Genomic DNA, 18294 nt, shown 5'->3' with positions numbered 1-18294 from the left:
AATTCTTCTATTATTCTTATAAGGAGTTACAATGAAAAAGGTATTGTTTTTGGCAAGTCTTGTATGGGCTACATCTATTTTTGCAGCAGATGGTGAAACACTGTTTAAAACATGTGCAACCTGTCATGGTGCAAAAGCAGAAAAAGCAGCTCTTAACAAATCTCAAATCATTGCGGGATGGGATGCTGCTAAAATTACAGCTGCACTTAATGGATATAAAGATGGCACATATGGTGGTCCATTAAAGGGTACAATGACACCACAAGTTAAAAACCTCAGCGCTGATGATATTAAGGCACTTGCTACTTATATCTCAAGCATCAAATAATCTTTAGTGAGGGACTTAAAGTCCCTTCACTAACTCTACTAAACACTATTAAAATATCTAGCTTTTTGCCTTTTGTTCTTTTACTTCTCTTCTTCTTGCATGCAAGATAAATTCTGTGTATCCATTTGGTTGGTTTCTTCCTTTAAAAACAAGATCTAGCGCCGCTTTATATGCTATGCTTTGCTCAAAATGACCTGCCATAGGGCTATAATGTTTATCGTTGCTATTTTGTTTATCAACGACTGTTGCCATTTTTTCAAATGCATGTTTGACCTCTTCTTGTGTTACGATACCATGATGCAACCAGTTTGCAAGATGTTGACTTGAAATCCTAAGCGTTGCTCTATCTTCCATCAACTCAACATTGTTGATGTCTGGTACTTTAGAACATCCAATACCTTGATCAATCCAACGAACAACATAACCTAAGATACTTTGTATATTATTTTCAATCTCTTGCGTGATCTCTTCTTTACTTAATGTATTCTGGAGCATTGGTGGTGTTAAAATAGCATCAATACTTACTTTAGGACGCTTTGCAATCTCTTCAAGTACATTTTGTACATTTACAGAATGATAATGCAACGCATGAAGTGTTGCTGCTGTTGGAGAAGGTACCCACGCTGTTGTTGCTCCTGCTTTTGGATGAGCGATCTTTGTTTCCACCATCTTCTTCATCAAATCAGGCATCGTCCACATTCCCTTACCAATTTGAGCCTTCCCTTTAAATCCCATGCTCAAGCCAACATCAACATTGTGGTCTTCATATGCTTTTAGCCATATCTCTTTTTTCATCGCTTCTTTAGGAACAACCACTCCTAGTTCCATACACGAGTGAATTTCATCACCTGTACGATCTAAAAAGCCTGTATTGATAAAAAATACTCTTTCTTTAGCTTGTTGAATCGTTGCTTCTAAATTAATTGTTGTACGTCGCTCTTCATCCATAATTCCCATTTTAATGGTATGTCGCGGCAATGCCAATACATCTTCTACGCGTCCAAACAGAGTGTTGATAAAAGCTACTTCTTCAGGGCCATGGCATTTTGGTTTAACGATATAGACACTTCCATTAACACTATTGCGATTCCCTTCTGTTTTTCTAAGATCATGTATAGCACACAGCGTTGTTACAAAAGCATCTAAAAAACCTTCAGGGATTTCTTTATCGTGAAAGGTAACCGCGTCAGTGTACATATGTATTCCGACATTACGTATCAATAACAGTACCCTTCCCTTTAAACTAAATGGTTCACCTTTTGGTGAGGTGAATGTTTTGTCAGGGTTTAATACACGATGTATTGTCTTGCCTTTATTTTCAAAAGAGGCAGACAAATCACCTTTCATTAATCCATTCCAGTTTCGATAAATCGTTACTTTATCTTCTGCATCTACCACCGCTACTGAATCTTCACAATCTTGAATAGCGCTGAGTGCTGACTCGATAATAACATCCTTAATTCCCGACGGATGACTTTGTCCAATGAGGCTACACTTATCAATCTGAATTTCCACATGTAGACCATTGTTTTTCAGTAAAAGAGAGCTTATTTTATTTTCATTAAGAGTGTAACCTACAAATTTTTCAGGCTCTTTAAGCTCTACGATCTCATGGTCAGAAAGAGTGCCATAGAGCTTTCCTTCTTGAAGTATAAAGCCATGAAGATCGGCATAAGAATGTCCTTTTAATGGTGCAACTTGATCTAAAAAAGCAAATGCTAACTCAAAAACTTTTTTACCACGTTCAGGATTATAATGCTCTTTTTTTTGATAAGGCTCAACCTCATCAATCATATCTGTTCCATAGAAAACATCAAATAAACTTCCCCATCTTGCATTTGCTGCATTGAGCGCATAACGTGCATTATCCGCTGGTACAACCAATTGCGGTGCTGCAACATGCGAGATTTCAGGATCAAGGTGTAGCGTTGTAATGGTCTCTTTGGTAGGCACGTCAACTAAATAACCTATTTCTTTTAAAAAATTGCGATGTTCTTCTAACGTAAAAGGTTCTGTTCGATGAGCTAAATACCACGCATCAAGTTTTTCTTGAAAAACATCACGCTTCTCTAAAAGAGTCTTATTGATAGGAGAAAGTTCATGAAGTGTTTTTTCAAATCCATTCCAAAACTGTTCAAGACTTACACCCGTATGAGGAAGTGCCTCATTGGCTATAAAATGGTATAAAGCGGCATTAATTTTAAGTGTTCCAACGGTAATTGTTTGAGGCATACATGAACTCCTTTTTTAGTTTTTTAGACTTTTTGATTATATTATACAAAAAGTCTAAAAGAAAGAGTATCATGTCAATATGATAATAAGCTGATTTTTTTGAAGAACTTTTGAGTTTTAATAGATTATTTTAAAATCGGTTTTGCCTAAATAAAAATCTTTATGAGACAAAATCCCCACACTACGACAAAAATTACAATACTTAAAAAAACAACTGCACTACCAGCATCTTTTGCACGTCCTGCCATTTCATGGTACTCTAAAGTTACCAAATCCGTTACACGCTCAATCGCACTGTTCATTGCTTCCGCTAAAGGCATTCCCATGAGGGCAATAAACATTAAAAGCTTATATGAAAGTTCTAATGGAACGAAAAAAATCACTGGTAACAAGCATGCAACAATGATAAGCTCTACACGAAAAGAAGTTTCATTCGCAGTAATATCTCTTAATCCTTTTAGTGCATACGTTGTATTTTTAAAAAAATGATATTTTGGTTGATTTCTCACATTAAGCCTTTACTTTTTTTGGTATATTAGTATATCTTTTGTCTGATCATATAGCGCTGTTTGTACGCCCATGACACCTAAAATGGTGTGAAAAAGATTGTCATGTGAGTACTCTTCTCCAGCTTTTTGTCGCACTGTTTGCACATCAATTCGCTCTTTGCTTTTCTCACCAAACCACATCAATGCCCCTACATGCGTCTGTTCATCTGGTGCCATAAAGTAGGGTATTCCATGCAAATAAAGCCCTTTCTCACCTAATGATTCTCCATGATCTGCCATATAAATCATTGCTGTTTGAAAGTTTTTGTCATTTTGTTTTAAAAAGGCAATAGTCTTTGATAGAAAATAATCGGTATATAAAATAACATTATCGTATGCATTGCCAATCTCTTCTGATGTACATTTTTCTACTTGATTCGTTTGACATACTGGTGTAAATTTTTCAAAGTTTTTAGGATAACGTTTATAATACGCAGGTCCATGGTTACCCATTTGGTGAAGAACGATCACAACATCACCTTTTTGAGCATCCACATACTCCTGTAATCCTACTAGCATCCCCTCATCACGGCACTCCTCATCACATAGCGTATTATTTTGAGACGATCGATAATCTTGATAAGCAACGCGTAATGCAACTCCTTTAGAGTCCGAATTATTATCTCTCCATAGTACACTTGCACCACTGCGCTTCACTATGTCAAGAACATTTTCAGTTGCTTTCGCCTCTTTATCACTGTAATTTTTGCGCTCTAGCATGGAAAACATACATGGAACGGAAATAGCGGTTGATGTTCCACACGAATAAACCTTAGAAAAGTTAACAATCTCTTCTTTTTCTAACAACGGATTGGTTTGTCTTTCATATCCATTCAGAGAAAAACGATTAGCGCGTGCAGCTTCACCTACAACAACAATCGTCAATTTTCGCCCCCCATTTTCCGCTCTTTTCGCATCTAAGCCAATCTGTTTGAGGGTTGTCTCTTTTTTATAGAATGTATTGTAGATATATTTACCAGTTGAATACAGACAAAACGTTGGATTTGTATAGTAACGAAGAGGCTTATTTTCTCTAAAAAATGAGGTGTAAAAACGATTGAATGAAAAAAGCATAACAAGACTGATAAGAATCATAAGGGCAATGCATTTTGTTTTGCCCCAAACTTCTTCTTTAAAACTTCCATACGCAACAGGAACACGATAAATCAGTAATGAAGGAAGAATTCCCAGAAAGAAAAAATACGCTATAAGTTTCCAAGTGAGCAGATCCATCGATTCATTGATATTTGTTTCCATCGCATTTTGGATCATGGTGTCATCAAGAATTACGTTATACGTGTTCATAAAATAGTTTGACAATGAGGCAATTAAAACCAACGTAATTAGCAGTAGTTTAAGCGTATAACGACTACTAAGTAGAGTCACTAACAGTGTAATAACAGCCGTTAAAACAACCCCTAAAGAGAGTAAAAAACCTATATTTGATAAAGAAAATTCATAGACTTCTAAAACATGTTTAAAAAACGATATATTATCAACACACACTAAAAAAAGTGCTACGATCACTATAAGTCTACTACTGGTTAATTTAAATTGCATCCATTCTCACTTGAAATTTCTTTTTTGTCTCTAAAGTATAGTTTAGTTTTTTAAACAAATATTTTTTGCTACGTACCACTTCACAATCGCCATCGTTGAATAGCTCATTTCTCGCTGTTCAAAAGGAATAGAAGCGATACGCATTTTAGAACTTATGACACCACTCACGAGTGTTAAAAAAAGAAAGAATGCAATGCCTATCCAAGGATTGTACATATAACCTATCCAAATACCCATCAAAAGTGGTACAAACGTCAATGTACCATAAAGAATGAACATAACAGTTCGACACCAAAATCCATGGATTTTTGGGACAAGTTCTATAACAGGTGGTAATTCATCCATCGGCTATTTGAGATTGGTAAAATTGACTGGGAAATCAAAATCACATGCGCGAATGGCTTTTATTGCTTCTTGCAAATCATCAATGGATTTTCCTTCAACGCGCACGACATCACCTCGAATAGATGTTTGAACCTTAAGTTTAAGATCTTTGATTTCTTTCACAATTTTTTTAGCATCATCACTCGATATTGCATCCACAATACTTACGGTGACTTTAACCTTCGCGCCACCTGCTGGCTCACGTTTACTTTCTTTAAGGGCTTTAGATGAGATATCCCGCTTAATCGCTTCAGAAATCAATGCATCAACCATTGCATCGGCTTTACTATCACTTGTTGTTAACAATGTAACTGTCTTCGCCTTTTCATTGTGTTCAAATTCACATGTAATGCCCTTAAAATCCCATCTATTGGTGATCACTTTTTTAGCTTGCTCATATGCATCTTTAAATTTTTGCTTGTCAATCTCAGCACTAATATCAAAACTGTGCTCTTTCGCCATTTTATCTCCTTATGCTATTTTAGTCTTTGATTCGGTGACCCACAAATTTTGAGAAGTTTTCCATAATGAGCCCTCCTCTTCTAAATCCAAGCCCACACCCCTCATAGGCAAAGAAAACACCTGCTTGGTAGGATCTGCCTTCGCTGTCTTTTGCAAGTTCCACATATTCTTGGTAAATCGGTTTGAAATTACCATATTCACCTTCTGTTTTTGCCATAATTGACATATCATCATTATAGATAACCGTGTTAGCACCTTCTCGTCCAAAAGCTCTTTTTTCAACCTGTTTTTTGCCTTTGAGTGGCGTATAAGAAGTTTCAAGCAAGAGTGGATGATTTGGGAACAAATCCCACAACACTTTCATAAATGCTTTACTTTGGAACAAGAGTGTATACGCAGGGTTCAGGATAATCGCACGTTGTTCTTGTACAATTTCATCAAGAAGAAGTGCCAAATCACCCTCTTCTATTGCGATGTTTTCCCAAGGAACCAGTTTGAACCAAAATTCAAAATTTTCATCACCTTTAAAAACACCTTCGCTTCCACTAAATCCTACCTCATCAACATACGCAAAATCTGTATGAAACCCAGCTTCATTGGCTGCACTTTGAAGTAATCTGGTTGTATTTTCATCTTCAATATTGCCACGAATGGAAGAGAAGAGAATTTTCCAACCATCATAGTATTTTGCGAAATCTTCTGTATTGCCACCAAGGACTACAAGGCGCTTGAAATTTTCCTTGAGTGCCTCAAAAACAGTATTAAACTGTTTTGCTTCATCCATACCATTCGCTTTAAGCATTGCCCATTGAATAATAGCTGTTTCATACAGTGATGTTGGCGTATCTGCATTAAACTCCAAAAGTTTTATGGGTTTACCGTCCACTCCACCTGCAAAATCAAAACGTCCGTATAAATGCCAGTGAACATCATTTGACCATGAATTTTTAATCAGTTCTACTAAATTAAAGGGAATATTGAGTTCATGAAAAAGGTTATTATCAATTACATATTGCCCTGCTTCTGCAAACATATCGTACAACTCATTGGCTGCTTCATAGTACGCTTCTACTTCATCATTACTGACAAGCACTAACTCATCTGCAACATACGATGTTTTATCCGCATCGGTATGCCAATAAAAACCAATCGATTCTAAAAATTCTTTACTTAAAGGTTTAACTTTTTCTATATGTAACATACTTAACTTCCTGAACTGGTTGGAGTACTTGAACTACTGGTTCCACTTGATGACGAACTACTACTTCCCGAGCTTGATCCAAAATAACCACTACTTTTGGTTGTACTACTCGTACTTGATGTGGACATAGGTTTATTAAAACTGGTTGTACTACGAGAGTATGCTTGTGGGCTCGAATAATTTGCAGCTCTTTGATTCTGATACGTTGGGTTGTTAAAAAGTTTTCCACCAATCCAACTACCTATCATCGCGCCTGCGATACTCGAAAGAAGAATGCCCCCTAATCCCATTTGCCCTGAGCCTATACTGGGGTTTGTCAAAGCAGAGGTATTATTATCAATTTTTGCAGCCTCTTCTTTTACTAGTGCATCAATTTCTGTTTGAGTCAAAATACGTTCGCTTCCATCAGGTTTTCGCACAATAACTCTTGTTGTAGAGCTTGGGTATTCTTCTGCAATTTTATACTCACCTGGAGCAATTTCATCCACAATAACCAAAGCACCTTGTGTTTTTGCGGCATCTGCTAAAACGTTTTTATTGTCCTCTTTCTTTTCACAGCCTTGCATACTAGCAATAACGAGAACGCCTATTCCCCCAGCAATCATATAATCTGAAATTTTACGAATATACTTCATCTCTTATTATTCTCCCAATATCTCTTTAAGCTTTTTCCCTTTTTTTATAAACAATTTGCCATTTTTATCCATTACGTCATTCAATTGACCAACTTTTCTACCAATCTTATCACTAATGTGTTGTTTCTCTTTTTTTGAAAAGCCTTTTTCTTTGAGGTAACTACGCAAATCTCTCCAGTCACTGTACGATTCAAACATATCTTCTGTCGCTTTATCATCGTCATCTTCATCAAGAACATCTGCTTCTTCAAAAGCATAGGGCGATGTATTAGAGTTTTTTGGAGTATTTATAGTTGCATTAGACGTATGAGAAGATGTCATCGTCTCACTATTGGTATGTGTTATTTGTCTATTTGCAAGTGACAAAATCGCTTTAAGCTGTTCATCTCTTTCTTTATAAATCATCTCTATTTTTTCTTTAGATTCAATGAGTAGACGTTCTTTATCGGCAATGAGACGCTCTTTGTCTGCTTCTAATTTTTCATTCTTTAGCTTCATCTCTTCAAGCTGAATCTTTAAGAGTTCTACATAAGCACTTTCATTGGTAGCATGTTCAATTTTGCGTGCAGATGGTCCTTCTTTTAGACTGCTTTTTGTTAGTAAAATGTACTTGACACCATTCTCGATAACACTTTGTAAGGAGCCTCTTCGCAAACGATTGTAGATAGCCTCTTTACTCACACCTAAAAGTTTTGCCGCCTCAATAACCGTTAGTTTTTTATCCATCTTGTGACCCTTTTTGCTAACAAAGAGAAATATATTTGCTCTTATGTTATCACAGCTTTGATTAGTTTATTTTGAGAAAGTTTTTTGAGGGGTTAAGAAGAAAAGCCAAGAAGCTAACTTCTTGGCCGTGTGTGTTAGAGTCTCGACTCGTAACGGCGAAGCATATAAAGTCTTTTCAACTGTTTTTTGCGCGCACTAATTTTATCTTTTTTGCGTTTTTCTGTTGCTGTTTCATAGAAACGTCTTGCACGCACTTCCGTTACAACTAGGTTACGATCAACTTGTTTTTTAAACTTTCTATACGCTTCATCAAATGAATCGTTAGGATGTACTTTAATTCCTGGCATACTCTATCCACCACCTTTCTGATGAATTTAGGCATGCATTGTACCTAACTCCTTTTACATATTAGCTTAAAAAGTATGACTACTTCTTTACTGTATAAGCTTTATTTACTCATATTGACGTAAAAATGTAATTTAATATTGACTTTCTACGTCAATATCTGTATACTTCTATTTATCAAAATGATAAAAAGGTGACATTTTTATGAATATTGTCCTTTTAAAAAGCAGAAGCGATAATGCTCCAATCATCGTTCAGCAGAAACAGATTTTAAAATACGCACATCATCATGATCTCAAGATAGATACGACAGAGATTGAAAACTCTGATCCTACGCTTGAACTTGAAGAGCGCAAAGAATTTAAAGGTTTTCTACGATCTCTTTCAAAACATGATCATGTGATTATCTTTGATCTTCTTACGTTTTCAAACAATGTTGAAGAGTTAGTTAAAGTCTTTGAATGTTTACTCAAACGTTCTATTTCGGTTCATATTGCTGATGTCAACGTCTGCATTCATGTTGAATCAAAACCACTAGTGCTTCTTGAACTTCTTGTCAAACAAAGAGAATTGAACAAAAAGTTAGATAAAGAAAAAGCACAAGGAAGACCTAAAGGGCGAATGTCAAAATCAAAATTTGATGCCTATCGTCCTCAAATTATTGAGTTTCTTGAAAATCGCACTTCTATCAGTGAAATAGCGAAAATATTACAAGTCAGTCGTACTTCTTTAAAAGATTACGTCAACTCAAGAGGCCTTAAAGAGCTTGTCAAAGCAAAAATCAATCTACTTCAATCGACTCATAAACAACCATTAATAACTACTAAATCTAATGTTGCAAAAGAGTGCTCACTCATTAAACAACCAACAGATCATATAGAAGGAATACATCATGAATTGTAATAGCAATTGTTCTGTTCAGCCTACTTATTATAGGCCGAAACGTTACATTAGTTTTGGCATTATTACGCTTATTGCTCTTATATTGCCATTTATTCGTATCGAAGGAAATCATTTCTTTTTACTCAGTTTTGATAAAAAACAGCTCCATCTTCTTTTCACAACCTTTGATATGCAAGAGCTCTATTTAATGCCTTTTGTCATTATGCTCTTTTTCTTAAGTATCTTTTTTATTACGACACTTGGTGGTCGCGTTTGGTGTGGATGGTCATGCCCGCAAACAATCTTTAGAGTCATTTTTCGTGATCTTATTCAAACTAAACTTTTAAGAATTCGTAAAAGCATCAATAATAAACAGAAAGAACCAGAAGATGGTCAACTAGGTAAACGTGTTCTTGCTGTTCTTATTTGGGCAGCATTGGCCTTTCTAGCAGCATCTAACTTCTTATGGTATTTCATTCCGCCTGAAGATTTTTTTGTTTATCTAAAAGATCCTCTTGAAAACAGTGTAATGTATGGCTTTTTGATTTGTATTACTGGCTTTTTAGTCTATGACATTGTTTCGCTGAAAGAAAATTTTTGTGTTTATATTTGCCCTTATGCACGTATACAATCTGCACTTTTCGATGAAAACACTATTCAAACGATCTATGATGAAAAACGCGGAGGTAAAATCTACGATGCTAAAGGTGTAAAACTTGGTAGTAAACCTCCTCTAGCAACAGATGACTGTACAGGTTGTGAAGCTTGTGTTCGTGTATGCCCTACACATATCGATATTCGTAAAGGTATGCAATTAGAATGTATTAACTGTTTAGAATGTGCCGATGCATGTACTCCTGTTATGGAAAAACTTGGTAAACCTTCATTGATTACGTGGACAAGTTCAAATGCAGCAGAAAAAGGAACACCAACAGAATATTTTCGTTTCAGAACAATCGCTTATATGGTTGCCCTGACCATAGCGCTCATTGGTCTTTTTGCAATGGGAACTCAAAAAGAATATATGCTTTTGAACATTAATCGTACAAGTCAATTATATAAAATGGCTGATGATGGCAAAACTGTTGAGAATGTATATACTTTCTTATTCCAAAATACCGATACAAAAGATCACCTTTATTACTTTGAAGTCTCAAATAACGATATAAAAATTGATAAGCCAAATGAGCCTTTCTTACTAAAAGCAGGAGAAAAAGTAAAAAAAGTAGTCATTCTTTCTTCTATTCCAAAAGAGCTTAAAGTAGAAGGCGAAGATCTTCCGATTACTATTAAGGCTTTTGCTACAGATGCAAAAGATAAAATTATTGTTGATCGTCAAACAATTTTTATCTATCCTAAAAAAAGTGATATTCAACCATAAAATATTAATGTGCAAGAAGAAAGAATCTTCTTGCACATATCTTACAAATTACAAATCTTCTATTTTGATACTACTTAAATATACATAAAATTACATATATATTGGATATATTTTAAAACGGAAAGAAATAATGTAGAAAAGTTGCATGATGATTGTTAAATCATCATGCTAAGGGATATTATTAAAGCGCTGCTTTTGCTTGTTTTACAACAGTTGCAAATGCTTCAGGGTCATTCATCGCCATATCAGCAAGAATTTTTCTATCTAAATCGATGTTTGCTTTGTTTAGAGCATTAATGAAACGTGAATAGCTGATGTCGTTAAGTCTACATGCTGCATTGATACGTGTAATCCAAAGTCTTCTAAAATCTCTTTTCTTTTGTCTTCTATCACGGAATGCGTAAACTAAACTTCTCTCTAATTGCTCTTTTGCTTTTCTAAAGTGTTTTCTTCTTCCACTAAAGAAGCCTCTAGCCATCTTTAAAATTTTCTTGTGACGTCTTCTTCTGACGATACCTGTTTTTACTCTTGCCATGGTGTCTCCTTGACCAAATAAATCAATGTCGGTGTCCCGCTGGGGAACTTGCCCTCATTATGAGGGGAACATTACATGTAGGGTGAATGACTCTTGTCAAAAACTCTTTTTAAATTACGCTTTACAAAGCATTAATTTAACGGACTTCTCATCGCGTGCATCAACTGTTTTAGCGACTTTCAAACCACGCATTCTTTTCGTTGGTTTTTTAGTAAGAATATGACTTCTGAAGGCTGCCCCTCTTTTGATCTTATTCTTTGCACATCTAAAACGTTTAGCTGCACCGCGTACCGTTTTCATTTTCGGCATGCTTACTCCTTGTATTTATTCTAAAATCTAAACAGGGGAAGACCCCTCTAGCATTAGAAAATGGCTATAATAGCTTAATTTTCCTTAGAGGGGATTAAAACTAGTGAAAGGTTCTGAAAACTTCAGGTTATTTTTTAGGCGTTACCAGCATATTGATATAACGTCCTTCAAGCTTTGGTGTTTTTTCACGCTCAGCAATATCTTCTAACATCGGCCAAAGGCTCTCTAACACTTGCTCTCCAATCTCTGGATTAGACATCTCACGACCTTTTAAAAAGACTCTAAAACGTACATGTTTTCCTTCTTCCAAAAACTCTCTAGCATGCTTGACTTTGTAGTTAATATCATTGGCAGCAATTTTCACAGAAAGCTTGATCTCTTTAATCTCAATAATTTTCTGATTTTTACGTGCCTCTTTTAACTTCTTTTCTTGCTGGTACTTAAACTTGCCATAGTTCATAATTTTACAAACTGGTGGCTTCGCATCAGGTGCAATTAAAACGAGATCTAATCCTAGCTCATCTGCTTTTGCAAGAGCCTCACTTCTGGAAATGATGCCATATTGTGTGCCATCATCACCAACACATCTTACCTCAGCTGCCCTGATTTCGTCATTTAAAATAACGTCTTTCTCTTTACTCAAAAGTGTACCTCACTAAGTTTCTCCTTCATTTTTAGTAGTAATGCTTCTTTTGTCAAATTATACTGTGTTCTTTCTCTTCTATCTCTTACTGCAACGCTTTGTTCTTCAACTTCTGCGTCACCAATCACTAAAATCATCGGTACACGCATGGTCTCCGCGTTACGAATACGTTTGTTGAGACTTTCATTTTTAGATGAAATTTCAACATCAATTCCTTCTGCTAACAACTCATTCGCTAATGTCTTAGCATAATCCAAATGTGCATCTGAAATTGGTACAATCACTGCTTGAATTGGTGCAATAAAGAATGGGAACTCACCAGAAGTATGTTCAATTAAAATACCAATAAAGCGTTCAAAAGAACCTAAAATTGCACGATGGAGCATTACTGGACGTGCATGTTCATTGTTTGCATCAACATACGAAATATCAAAACGTTCAGGTAGGTTAAAATCAACCTGTATAGTTCCACATTGCCATTTTCGCTTCAATGCATCAGTAATTTTGATATCAATTTTTGGACCATAGAACGCTCCGCCACCTTCATCAATGCCATACTTAATGCCATTTTCATCCAGTGCACGTTTAAGCCCTTCAGTCGCTGCTTCCCAGTATTTTTCATCGCCAATTGATTTTTCTGGACGCGTTGAGATTTCCATCTCATACTTAAATCCAAACGTTTTCATAATAGAATCGACAAAACTTAAAATTTCTAAAACATTCTCTTTAATTTGATCTGGTGTACAGAAAATATGTGCATCATCTTGAGTAAATTCGCGCACACGGAATAGTCCATGTAAAACACCACTTTTTTCATGACGATGTACAACACCATACTCAAAAAATTTAAGTGGTAAATCACGATAACTTCTGACCTCATTTTGGAACACTTTAATGTGCCCTAAACAGTTCATTGGTTTAATACCGTATTCTGCTTCATCAATCACAGTAAAGTACATATTTTCACCGTAATTTTGATAGTGACCACTAACTTTCCATGCCTCTGATTTTAAAATCTCAGGTCCACGTACTGGTTGATAACCACGTTTACGATGTGCTTTAAATAAAAGTTGTTCTAATTTACTTCTTAGTCTTCCACCATTTGGTAACCAAATAGGAAGACCCGCCCCTACTTCATCATCAAAAGTAAAGAGTTTCAGTTCATTGCCAATTTTACGGTGATCTCGTTTTTTTGCCTCTTCAATCATAGTAACATAATCTTTGAGACTCTCTTTATCTGCAAACGCGATACCGTAAATGCGAGTAAGCATTTCTCGTTTCTCATCTCCACCAAGATATGCACCTGCTACTTTAATCAGTTTAAAAAATCGAAGATATTTTGTATTTGGAACATGAGGGCCACGGCATAAATCCTCAAAATCCCCTTGTTTATAGATGGAAACTTCACCATCAGGAATTCTAAGCAATACTTCTTGCTTAAGATCGTCGTGTTCAAAATGTTTGATAACAGCCGCTTTAGTCGTATAAATTTTTTCAATCGGCAACTTGGCATTTGCGAGTTCTGCCATCTTTTTTTCTATCTCTTTAAGATCAGCATCGCCAATCTTTTCATTGACACGAAAATCGTAGTAAAAACCATCTTCAATAACTGGTCCAACAAAAAATTGTGCATCTTTGTACAACGCTTTAATCGCCTGAGCCATTAAGTGAGCACACGAGTGACGAATCACTTCAAGGGAATCTTTAGAATTGTCAAATAGGATTTTGTCTTCGTAAGTCTTTGAGGAAGCAACAGCAGTTTGGGTGTCGATGACGAGAGCGCCTTCTTTGTAGGCTATAACATCATTCATCATGATAAGATCCTTTTACTTGTATGAACTCCCAAACAGACGGGAGAACAAAAAAATGGTGGCCACGAGAGGATTCGAACCTCCGACCACTACCATGTCAAGGTAGTGCTCTACCAACTGAGCTACGCGACCACACAATTTAAGAGCTGAGATTATACCAAAAAAAAATAAAAATGCAACAATTTTTAAATCATAAGAGGCAAAATAGACCTTTTAAGCCTCTTTAGGTGCTTTCCATGAACGGTATAAAATTAATAATACACCAAAATCGATCATTACGTCGGCAAAATTGAAAACAGCAAATTCAAATCCATAATGCCAGAAAAAATAATCAACAACTCCACCGTGAATAAAACGATCATAAATATTGCTAAGAGCAGCACCTGCAATAATACCTATAGGCAGTGCATAAAGATGAAGTACTTCTTTATGAAACAATAAATATGCACCTAAGCCACCTACGAGAAGCAATTGAATATATTTCAGATACTCTTCCAAGAAAGCAAACATTGAAAATGCTACACCTTTATTGTAGGTCAATATCAATGAGAAAAATTCACCTTTCCAACGGAAACCTTCTAAAAAAAAGGCTTTTATCATTTGGTCAACAAAAAAAATGAAACAGAGTGAAGTGACGATACTCATCCATTTTTTATTCATTTAAAGCACTTTTGAAAAATTTAACTGTTTTTTCCATGGACTCTTCAAGCAGTTTTTCATCTTGTCCTTCAAGTAAAATACGCAATAAATTTTCAGTTCCAGAATAGCGAATGAGAACTCTAATTTTCTTATCTTCTAATTCTGAGACAAGAGCAGTGTAGCCCTTGAGTTCATCTAGAGGGATTTTATTATCAATTTTAATATTTTGTTGCAATTGAGGATAAAGTTCAAAAGGGTTGAATAATTGACTCACTTTTTGTTTTTCTGTGAGCAAACAGTGCATAACAGCAAGGGCAGCTACTAACGCATCTCCTGTTTTAGCAAAATCTGAAAGAATAATGTGCCCACTCTGTTCACCGCCAAAGTTTATTTTCTCTTTATACAAACACTCTAAGACGTTTTTATCACCTACATCACAACGGTAGGTTTTTATACTCGTTTTAGCCAAATAATCTTCTAACGCTTGATTACTCATAACAGTAACACACACACCTTTGTTAGGAAGTCTGTTTTGGCTTTGTAAAAAGGTTGCAATTTTGCCTAAAAGCTTATCACCGTGTATTGGATTGCCATTTTCATCTACAACAACTAAACGATCTGCATCTCCATCAAAAGCAAAACCAATATCTGCCCTTAAACGTCTTACCTCTTCACCTAATTCTTCAGGATGCAAAGCTCCACAATTTAGATTAATATTACTTCCATTTGGCTCATCATTAATAATAATAACATCTGCACCAAGTTCATTGAAAATCGTTGGAGCGACTTTATATGCAGCACCATTTGCCGTATCAAGGACAATGCGTAATCCTTTGAGTGTCAGCGTTTTTGGAAATGAATTTTTTATCTGTACAATATAACGTCCAATAACATCATCAACTCTTTTAGAACGACCTATATCAAATTCTATTTTTTGATTTGCTTCAATAAGTGCATCATCAAAATAGATTTTTTCAATTTCTGCTTCTTCTTTTTCGCCTAATTTATTGCCAAAGCTATCGAAAAATTTAATTCCATTATCAAAATAGGGGTTATGTGAAGCACTAATCATAATACCTGCATCACAACGCATGTCTTCCGTTAAAAATGCAATCGCTGGTGTTGGCATAGGGCCAATTTGCCTTACATCATATCCTACAGCCGTTAATCCCGATACAATGGCATTTTCAATCATATAACCGCTACGTCTTGTATCTTTACCTACTAATATTTTATTTGTAATAGAATTTTTTCGAAAATAGATTCCTGCTGCCATTGCCAAGCGCATTGCCATAAAAGCACTTAGTTTTTTACCTGCTTTGCCTCTTACGCCATCTGTTCCAAAAAGTTTCATTTTTTTTCCTATTTTCTCTTTACATTGTAAAATGATTTGCAAATTGTAACAAAACTTTTTTAATCTTTGTATCTAAAGGATATAATGTATAGATGACATATAACCGCAGGAGAGCATAGATGAATTTAGACAAAGTAATCTCAGGATTCTTTTTTATATTAGCAATGACACTTAATTTTGGATTTTTTTACGGTGATTTAACGGATATTGAACTACATAGCAAATATGAACTGTTTGCAGCACTTATAGTAAACATTATTGCGACAACACTCAAAATTGGAGATAAAACCCAACTAGGCTCAGTCTTATTAGCAACAAGCCTTGTAGCTGATATCCAACTTATTGCCTCTGCAACGATTTGGACAGTTGCTACTTATGCTTATAGTATTGACCGTGAAATTACATCTATGATCATTAGTTTAAGTGGAGGAGCGTTATTGGCCAATATAACCAGTGTCTTACTCTATATTGGCGATACACTCAAATCAAAACGTTAAGAGAATAAACACGTGAAACACAGTTCTTTATGGCTTATTTTGCAAAAAATGCGTACACCATTTTTGGTGATTATTTTTACATATACGATTTCTATTATTGGACTTTTAATTATTGATGGTGTTGATAGTGAAGGCAAAACCTACCACCTCACTATTTTTGATGCTTTTTATTTCATTAGTTATACTGCCACAACGATTGGCTTCGGGGAAACACCCTTCACCTTTACCTACCCTCAACGTATCTGGGTCTCTATGTCAATTTTTTTCACTGTTACAGGGTGGTTCTACAGTATAGGTACACTCATAGCTCTTTTACAAAATAAACTTTTTTTAGAAGAGTTTGAGAGAGCAAAATTTGCACGAAAAGTAGCTTATCTCAAAGAAAAATATATCATCATTTTAGGCTATAACACTATTACAAGTGAAATTATTAAAAAAGCGAATGAATATGGATTGAGAGCTGTTGTGATTGAGAAAGAAGAAGAAAAAAGAGACCATCTTCTTCTAGAAAATTTTACTCCGCCTGTTTTTTGTTTAAATGCTGATGCCTATAATCCTGAAGCACTTGAACTTGCAGGTATAAAATCACCTTATTGTAGGGCTATTGTCAGTTTATTTGAAAATGATGCCCTTAATCTTCGCATTGCGCTGACTTCTAAAGTTTTGAATCCTAATATCTTTATGGCAATAAAATCTACAACCAAGAATCAGACTGAAAATCTCATTGATGTCGGTGTACAAGTTGTTGAAAACCCTTTTGAAATTATTGCCGAGCACATCCATATGGCTATCAATACACCTCATAGGTTACGACTGGTACGTTGGATTTATGGTCTTTGCAATCTTTATGATCCTCTTTTAATGCTTCCTCGTGGTAAATACATTGTTTGCGGATACGGTCGTATGGGAAAAAGTATTTATGAAGTCCTTAAACAAAATCATTTTGAGATTGCTTTTGCAGAAATTGATCCTCAAAAAATGAACCATAATCATACTATTACCAATCAACCAATGATTCTTATTGGTGATGGTGATGATAAAGAGATGCTAAAACAACTCGGTATTGATACTTCTGTTGCCATTATTGCAGGTACAGATGATGACACCAATAACCTTTCCATCCTAGCAACGGCAAAAAAATTAAACCCCAATATCATTACCATCGCGCGAGAAAATGAGTTAGAAGATTTTTCTATTTTTGAAAGTTCAAACATTGATACTATCTTTATACCAGCAAAAGTTCTTATTCATAAAACAGTGAATGCCATTTTAAATCCAGCATTAGATCTTTTTATTCGACATGTTCACGACCTTAATGAAGAAGATGTCATACTTTTAACCAAAAAGCTTCTTGAAATCAATTTACACCCTCTTCTCTTCACTCTTAAAATTGATGATGCGCAAGCACCTATGTTAGTTCAAAATCTTCAAACTTTAACCGTGCAGCTCTCATTATTGAAGACCTCACTTAAAAATAGAAATTCAACGAATAATCTTATTCCTTTAATGCGTGTACGCAATAAAAAGGTTGAGCTTCTTCCAAGCTGGGAAAGTACATTAGAAAAAAATGATCTCTTTTTATTTGTAGGTGATGCCAATGCGCAAAATCATCTCGAATATATTGCCAATAATTTTTATGAATTTCATTATGCTTATTATGGAGAAGAAAAAAGTTTTTTTAATAAACTCTGGAAAAAAGAGTCCATATCAGCTCAAAACCTATGAAATGAGTTCAAAAGATTGCTTTTTCTATTTTAAAATGCCCTTAAAATAAGTTCTATTTAATCTTTATTTTTATATAATCTACGCCTAAATTTAAAAA

The 18294-nt window shown here is 35.3% G+C and carries 20 protein-coding genes and 1 tRNA gene; 5 read left to right on the top strand and 16 right to left on the bottom strand.

Going from position 1 to position 18294, the window contains the following annotated elements; all coding sequences use genetic code 11:
* The first annotated feature begins 31 nt into the window (after positions 1-31).
* Positions 32-328, top strand: a complete 297-nt coding sequence (locus UCH001_RS00675; RefSeq protein ID WP_067172872.1) for a c-type cytochrome — start codon at positions 32-34, stop codon at positions 326-328.
* 57 nt (positions 329-385) lie between these two features.
* Here the strand turns inward: UCH001_RS00675 and UCH001_RS00670 are convergent, their stop codons facing one another.
* The 9 genes from UCH001_RS00670 to rpsU form a co-directional block, all read right to left on the bottom strand.
* Positions 386-2560, bottom strand: a complete 2175-nt coding sequence (locus UCH001_RS00670; protein WP_067172870.1) for a malate synthase G — start codon at positions 2558-2560, stop codon at positions 386-388.
* 146 nt (positions 2561-2706) lie between these two features.
* A complete protein-coding gene (locus UCH001_RS00665) occupies positions 2707-3069 on the bottom strand; it encodes a diacylglycerol kinase (RefSeq protein WP_067172868.1) in 363 nt (120 codons plus the stop codon).
* A gap of 9 nt (positions 3070-3078) precedes the next feature.
* Complete coding sequence (locus UCH001_RS00660; RefSeq protein ID WP_067172865.1) at positions 3079-4668, bottom strand: phosphoethanolamine transferase; 1590 nt, start codon at positions 4666-4668, stop codon at positions 3079-3081.
* 42 nt (positions 4669-4710) lie between these two features.
* Positions 4711-5013: a hypothetical protein gene (locus UCH001_RS00655; RefSeq protein WP_067172862.1), complete on the bottom strand. Its 303-nt coding sequence runs from the start codon at positions 5011-5013 to the stop codon at positions 4711-4713.
* Positions 5014-5016: 3 nt separating this feature from the next.
* Positions 5017-5514, bottom strand: a complete 498-nt coding sequence (locus tag UCH001_RS00650; protein ID WP_067172861.1) for a YajQ family cyclic di-GMP-binding protein — start codon at positions 5512-5514, stop codon at positions 5017-5019.
* Between the two features lie 19 nt (positions 5515-5533).
* Positions 5534-6715, bottom strand: a complete 1182-nt coding sequence (locus tag UCH001_RS00645; RefSeq protein WP_067172858.1) for a glutathionylspermidine synthase family protein — start codon at positions 6713-6715, stop codon at positions 5534-5536.
* Positions 6716-6717: 2 nt separating this feature from the next.
* Positions 6718-7350, bottom strand: coding sequence for a UPF0323 family lipoprotein (locus UCH001_RS00640; protein WP_067172856.1), 633 nt, complete (start codon positions 7348-7350; stop codon positions 6718-6720).
* A 6-nt stretch (positions 7351-7356) separates the two neighbouring features.
* Complete coding sequence (locus UCH001_RS00635) at positions 7357-8076, bottom strand: helix-turn-helix domain-containing protein (protein WP_067172854.1); 720 nt, start codon at positions 8074-8076, stop codon at positions 7357-7359.
* A gap of 134 nt (positions 8077-8210) precedes the next feature.
* Entirely contained in the window at positions 8211-8423 is a 213-nt protein-coding gene (rpsU, locus tag UCH001_RS00630; protein ID WP_025343347.1) for a 30S ribosomal protein S21, read from the bottom strand.
* 202 nt (positions 8424-8625) lie between these two features.
* Between rpsU and UCH001_RS00625 the strand changes: the two genes are divergently transcribed.
* Positions 8626-9324 carry a recombinase family protein gene (locus UCH001_RS00625; RefSeq protein ID WP_067172851.1) on the top strand — a complete coding sequence of 233 codons (699 nt, stop codon included), beginning with the start codon at positions 8626-8628 and terminating at the stop codon, positions 9322-9324.
* Positions 9314-10684, top strand: coding sequence for a cytochrome c oxidase accessory protein CcoG (gene ccoG, locus UCH001_RS00620; RefSeq protein ID WP_067172849.1), 1371 nt, complete (start codon positions 9314-9316; stop codon positions 10682-10684). The genes UCH001_RS00625 and ccoG overlap by 11 nt, the downstream gene beginning before the upstream one ends.
* 181 nt (positions 10685-10865) lie before the next feature.
* Here the strand turns inward: ccoG and rplT are convergent, their stop codons facing one another.
* The 7 genes from rplT to glmM form a co-directional block, all read right to left on the bottom strand.
* The gene (gene rplT / locus UCH001_RS00615) at positions 10866-11219 is read right to left on the bottom strand and encodes a 50S ribosomal protein L20 (protein WP_012855888.1); all 354 of its coding nucleotides are present in this window, start codon (positions 11217-11219) and stop codon (positions 10866-10868) included.
* A 114-nt stretch (positions 11220-11333) separates the two neighbouring features.
* Positions 11334-11528: a 50S ribosomal protein L35 gene (gene rpmI / locus UCH001_RS00610; RefSeq protein WP_014768316.1), complete on the bottom strand. Its 195-nt coding sequence runs from the start codon at positions 11526-11528 to the stop codon at positions 11334-11336.
* A 127-nt stretch (positions 11529-11655) separates the two neighbouring features.
* Positions 11656-12171, bottom strand: coding sequence for a translation initiation factor IF-3 (gene infC, locus UCH001_RS00605; protein ID WP_067172846.1), 516 nt, complete (start codon positions 12169-12171; stop codon positions 11656-11658).
* Complete coding sequence (thrS, locus tag UCH001_RS00600) at positions 12168-13985, bottom strand: threonine--tRNA ligase (RefSeq protein ID WP_082705632.1); 1818 nt, start codon at positions 13983-13985, stop codon at positions 12168-12170. The genes infC and thrS overlap by 4 nt, the downstream gene beginning before the upstream one ends.
* A 53-nt stretch (positions 13986-14038) precedes the next feature.
* Positions 14039-14114, bottom strand: a tRNA-Val gene (locus UCH001_RS00595).
* A gap of 81 nt (positions 14115-14195) precedes the next feature.
* Positions 14196-14642: a signal peptidase II gene (gene lspA, locus UCH001_RS00590; RefSeq protein ID WP_067172843.1), complete on the bottom strand. Its 447-nt coding sequence runs from the start codon at positions 14640-14642 to the stop codon at positions 14196-14198.
* Complete coding sequence (gene glmM, locus UCH001_RS00585) at positions 14635-15975, bottom strand: phosphoglucosamine mutase (protein ID WP_067172841.1); 1341 nt, start codon at positions 15973-15975, stop codon at positions 14635-14637. Before glmM ends, lspA begins: the two co-directional genes overlap by 8 nt.
* Before the next feature lie 119 nt (positions 15976-16094).
* On the opposite strand from glmM, the gene UCH001_RS00580 reads away from it, so the two are divergent.
* Positions 16095-16472: a DUF6394 family protein gene (locus tag UCH001_RS00580; RefSeq protein WP_067172839.1), complete on the top strand. Its 378-nt coding sequence runs from the start codon at positions 16095-16097 to the stop codon at positions 16470-16472.
* 12 nt (positions 16473-16484) lie between these two features.
* Positions 16485-18197, top strand: a complete 1713-nt coding sequence (locus tag UCH001_RS00575; RefSeq protein WP_067172836.1) for a TrkA family potassium uptake protein — start codon at positions 16485-16487, stop codon at positions 18195-18197.
* Positions 18198-18294: the final 97 nt, after the last annotated feature.

Source organism: Sulfurospirillum sp. UCH001 (genome assembly GCF_001548035.1).
Classification (GTDB): Bacteria; Campylobacterota; Campylobacteria; order Campylobacterales; family Sulfurospirillaceae; genus Sulfurospirillum.
This window is presented reverse-complemented; position numbering and strand designations above follow the sequence as displayed.

What these genes read in the sequence shown, in the direction of transcription:
- UCH001_RS00675 (WP_067172872.1), top strand. Translation starts at nt 32, where the DNA reads ATGAAAAAGGTATTGTTTTTGGCAAGTCTTGTATGGGCTACATCTATT.
- UCH001_RS00670 (WP_067172870.1), bottom strand. Translation starts at nt 2,560, where the DNA reads ATGCCTCAAACAATTACCGTTGGAACACTTAAAATTAATGCCGCTTTA.
- UCH001_RS00660 (WP_067172865.1), bottom strand. Translation starts at nt 4,668, where the DNA reads ATGCAATTTAAATTAACCAGTAGTAGACTTATAGTGATCGTAGCACTT.
- UCH001_RS00655 (WP_067172862.1), bottom strand. Translation starts at nt 5,013, where the DNA reads ATGGATGAATTACCACCTGTTATAGAACTTGTCCCAAAAATCCATGGA.
- UCH001_RS00650 (WP_067172861.1), bottom strand. Translation starts at nt 5,514, where the DNA reads ATGGCGAAAGAGCACAGTTTTGATATTAGTGCTGAGATTGACAAGCAA.
- UCH001_RS00645 (WP_067172858.1), bottom strand. Translation starts at nt 6,715, where the DNA reads ATGTTACATATAGAAAAAGTTAAACCTTTAAGTAAAGAATTTTTAGAA.
- UCH001_RS00640 (WP_067172856.1), bottom strand. Translation starts at nt 7,350, where the DNA reads ATGAAGTATATTCGTAAAATTTCAGATTATATGATTGCTGGGGGAATA.
- UCH001_RS00635 (WP_067172854.1), bottom strand. Translation starts at nt 8,076, where the DNA reads ATGGATAAAAAACTAACGGTTATTGAGGCGGCAAAACTTTTAGGTGTG.
- rpsU (WP_025343347.1), bottom strand. Translation starts at nt 8,423, where the DNA reads ATGCCAGGAATTAAAGTACATCCTAACGATTCATTTGATGAAGCGTAT.
- UCH001_RS00625 (WP_067172851.1), top strand. Translation starts at nt 8,626, where the DNA reads ATGAATATTGTCCTTTTAAAAAGCAGAAGCGATAATGCTCCAATCATC.
- ccoG (WP_067172849.1), top strand. Translation starts at nt 9,314, where the DNA reads ATGAATTGTAATAGCAATTGTTCTGTTCAGCCTACTTATTATAGGCCG.
- rplT (WP_012855888.1), bottom strand. Translation starts at nt 11,219, where the DNA reads ATGGCAAGAGTAAAAACAGGTATCGTCAGAAGAAGACGTCACAAGAAA.
- rpmI (WP_014768316.1), bottom strand. Translation starts at nt 11,528, where the DNA reads ATGCCGAAAATGAAAACGGTACGCGGTGCAGCTAAACGTTTTAGATGT.
- thrS (WP_082705632.1), bottom strand. Translation starts at nt 13,985, where the DNA reads ATGATGAATGATGTTATAGCCTACAAAGAAGGCGCTCTCGTCATCGAC.
- lspA (WP_067172843.1), bottom strand. Translation starts at nt 14,642, where the DNA reads ATGAATAAAAAATGGATGAGTATCGTCACTTCACTCTGTTTCATTTTT.
- glmM (WP_067172841.1), bottom strand. Translation starts at nt 15,975, where the DNA reads ATGAAACTTTTTGGAACAGATGGCGTAAGAGGCAAAGCAGGTAAAAAA.
- UCH001_RS00580 (WP_067172839.1), top strand. Translation starts at nt 16,095, where the DNA reads ATGAATTTAGACAAAGTAATCTCAGGATTCTTTTTTATATTAGCAATG.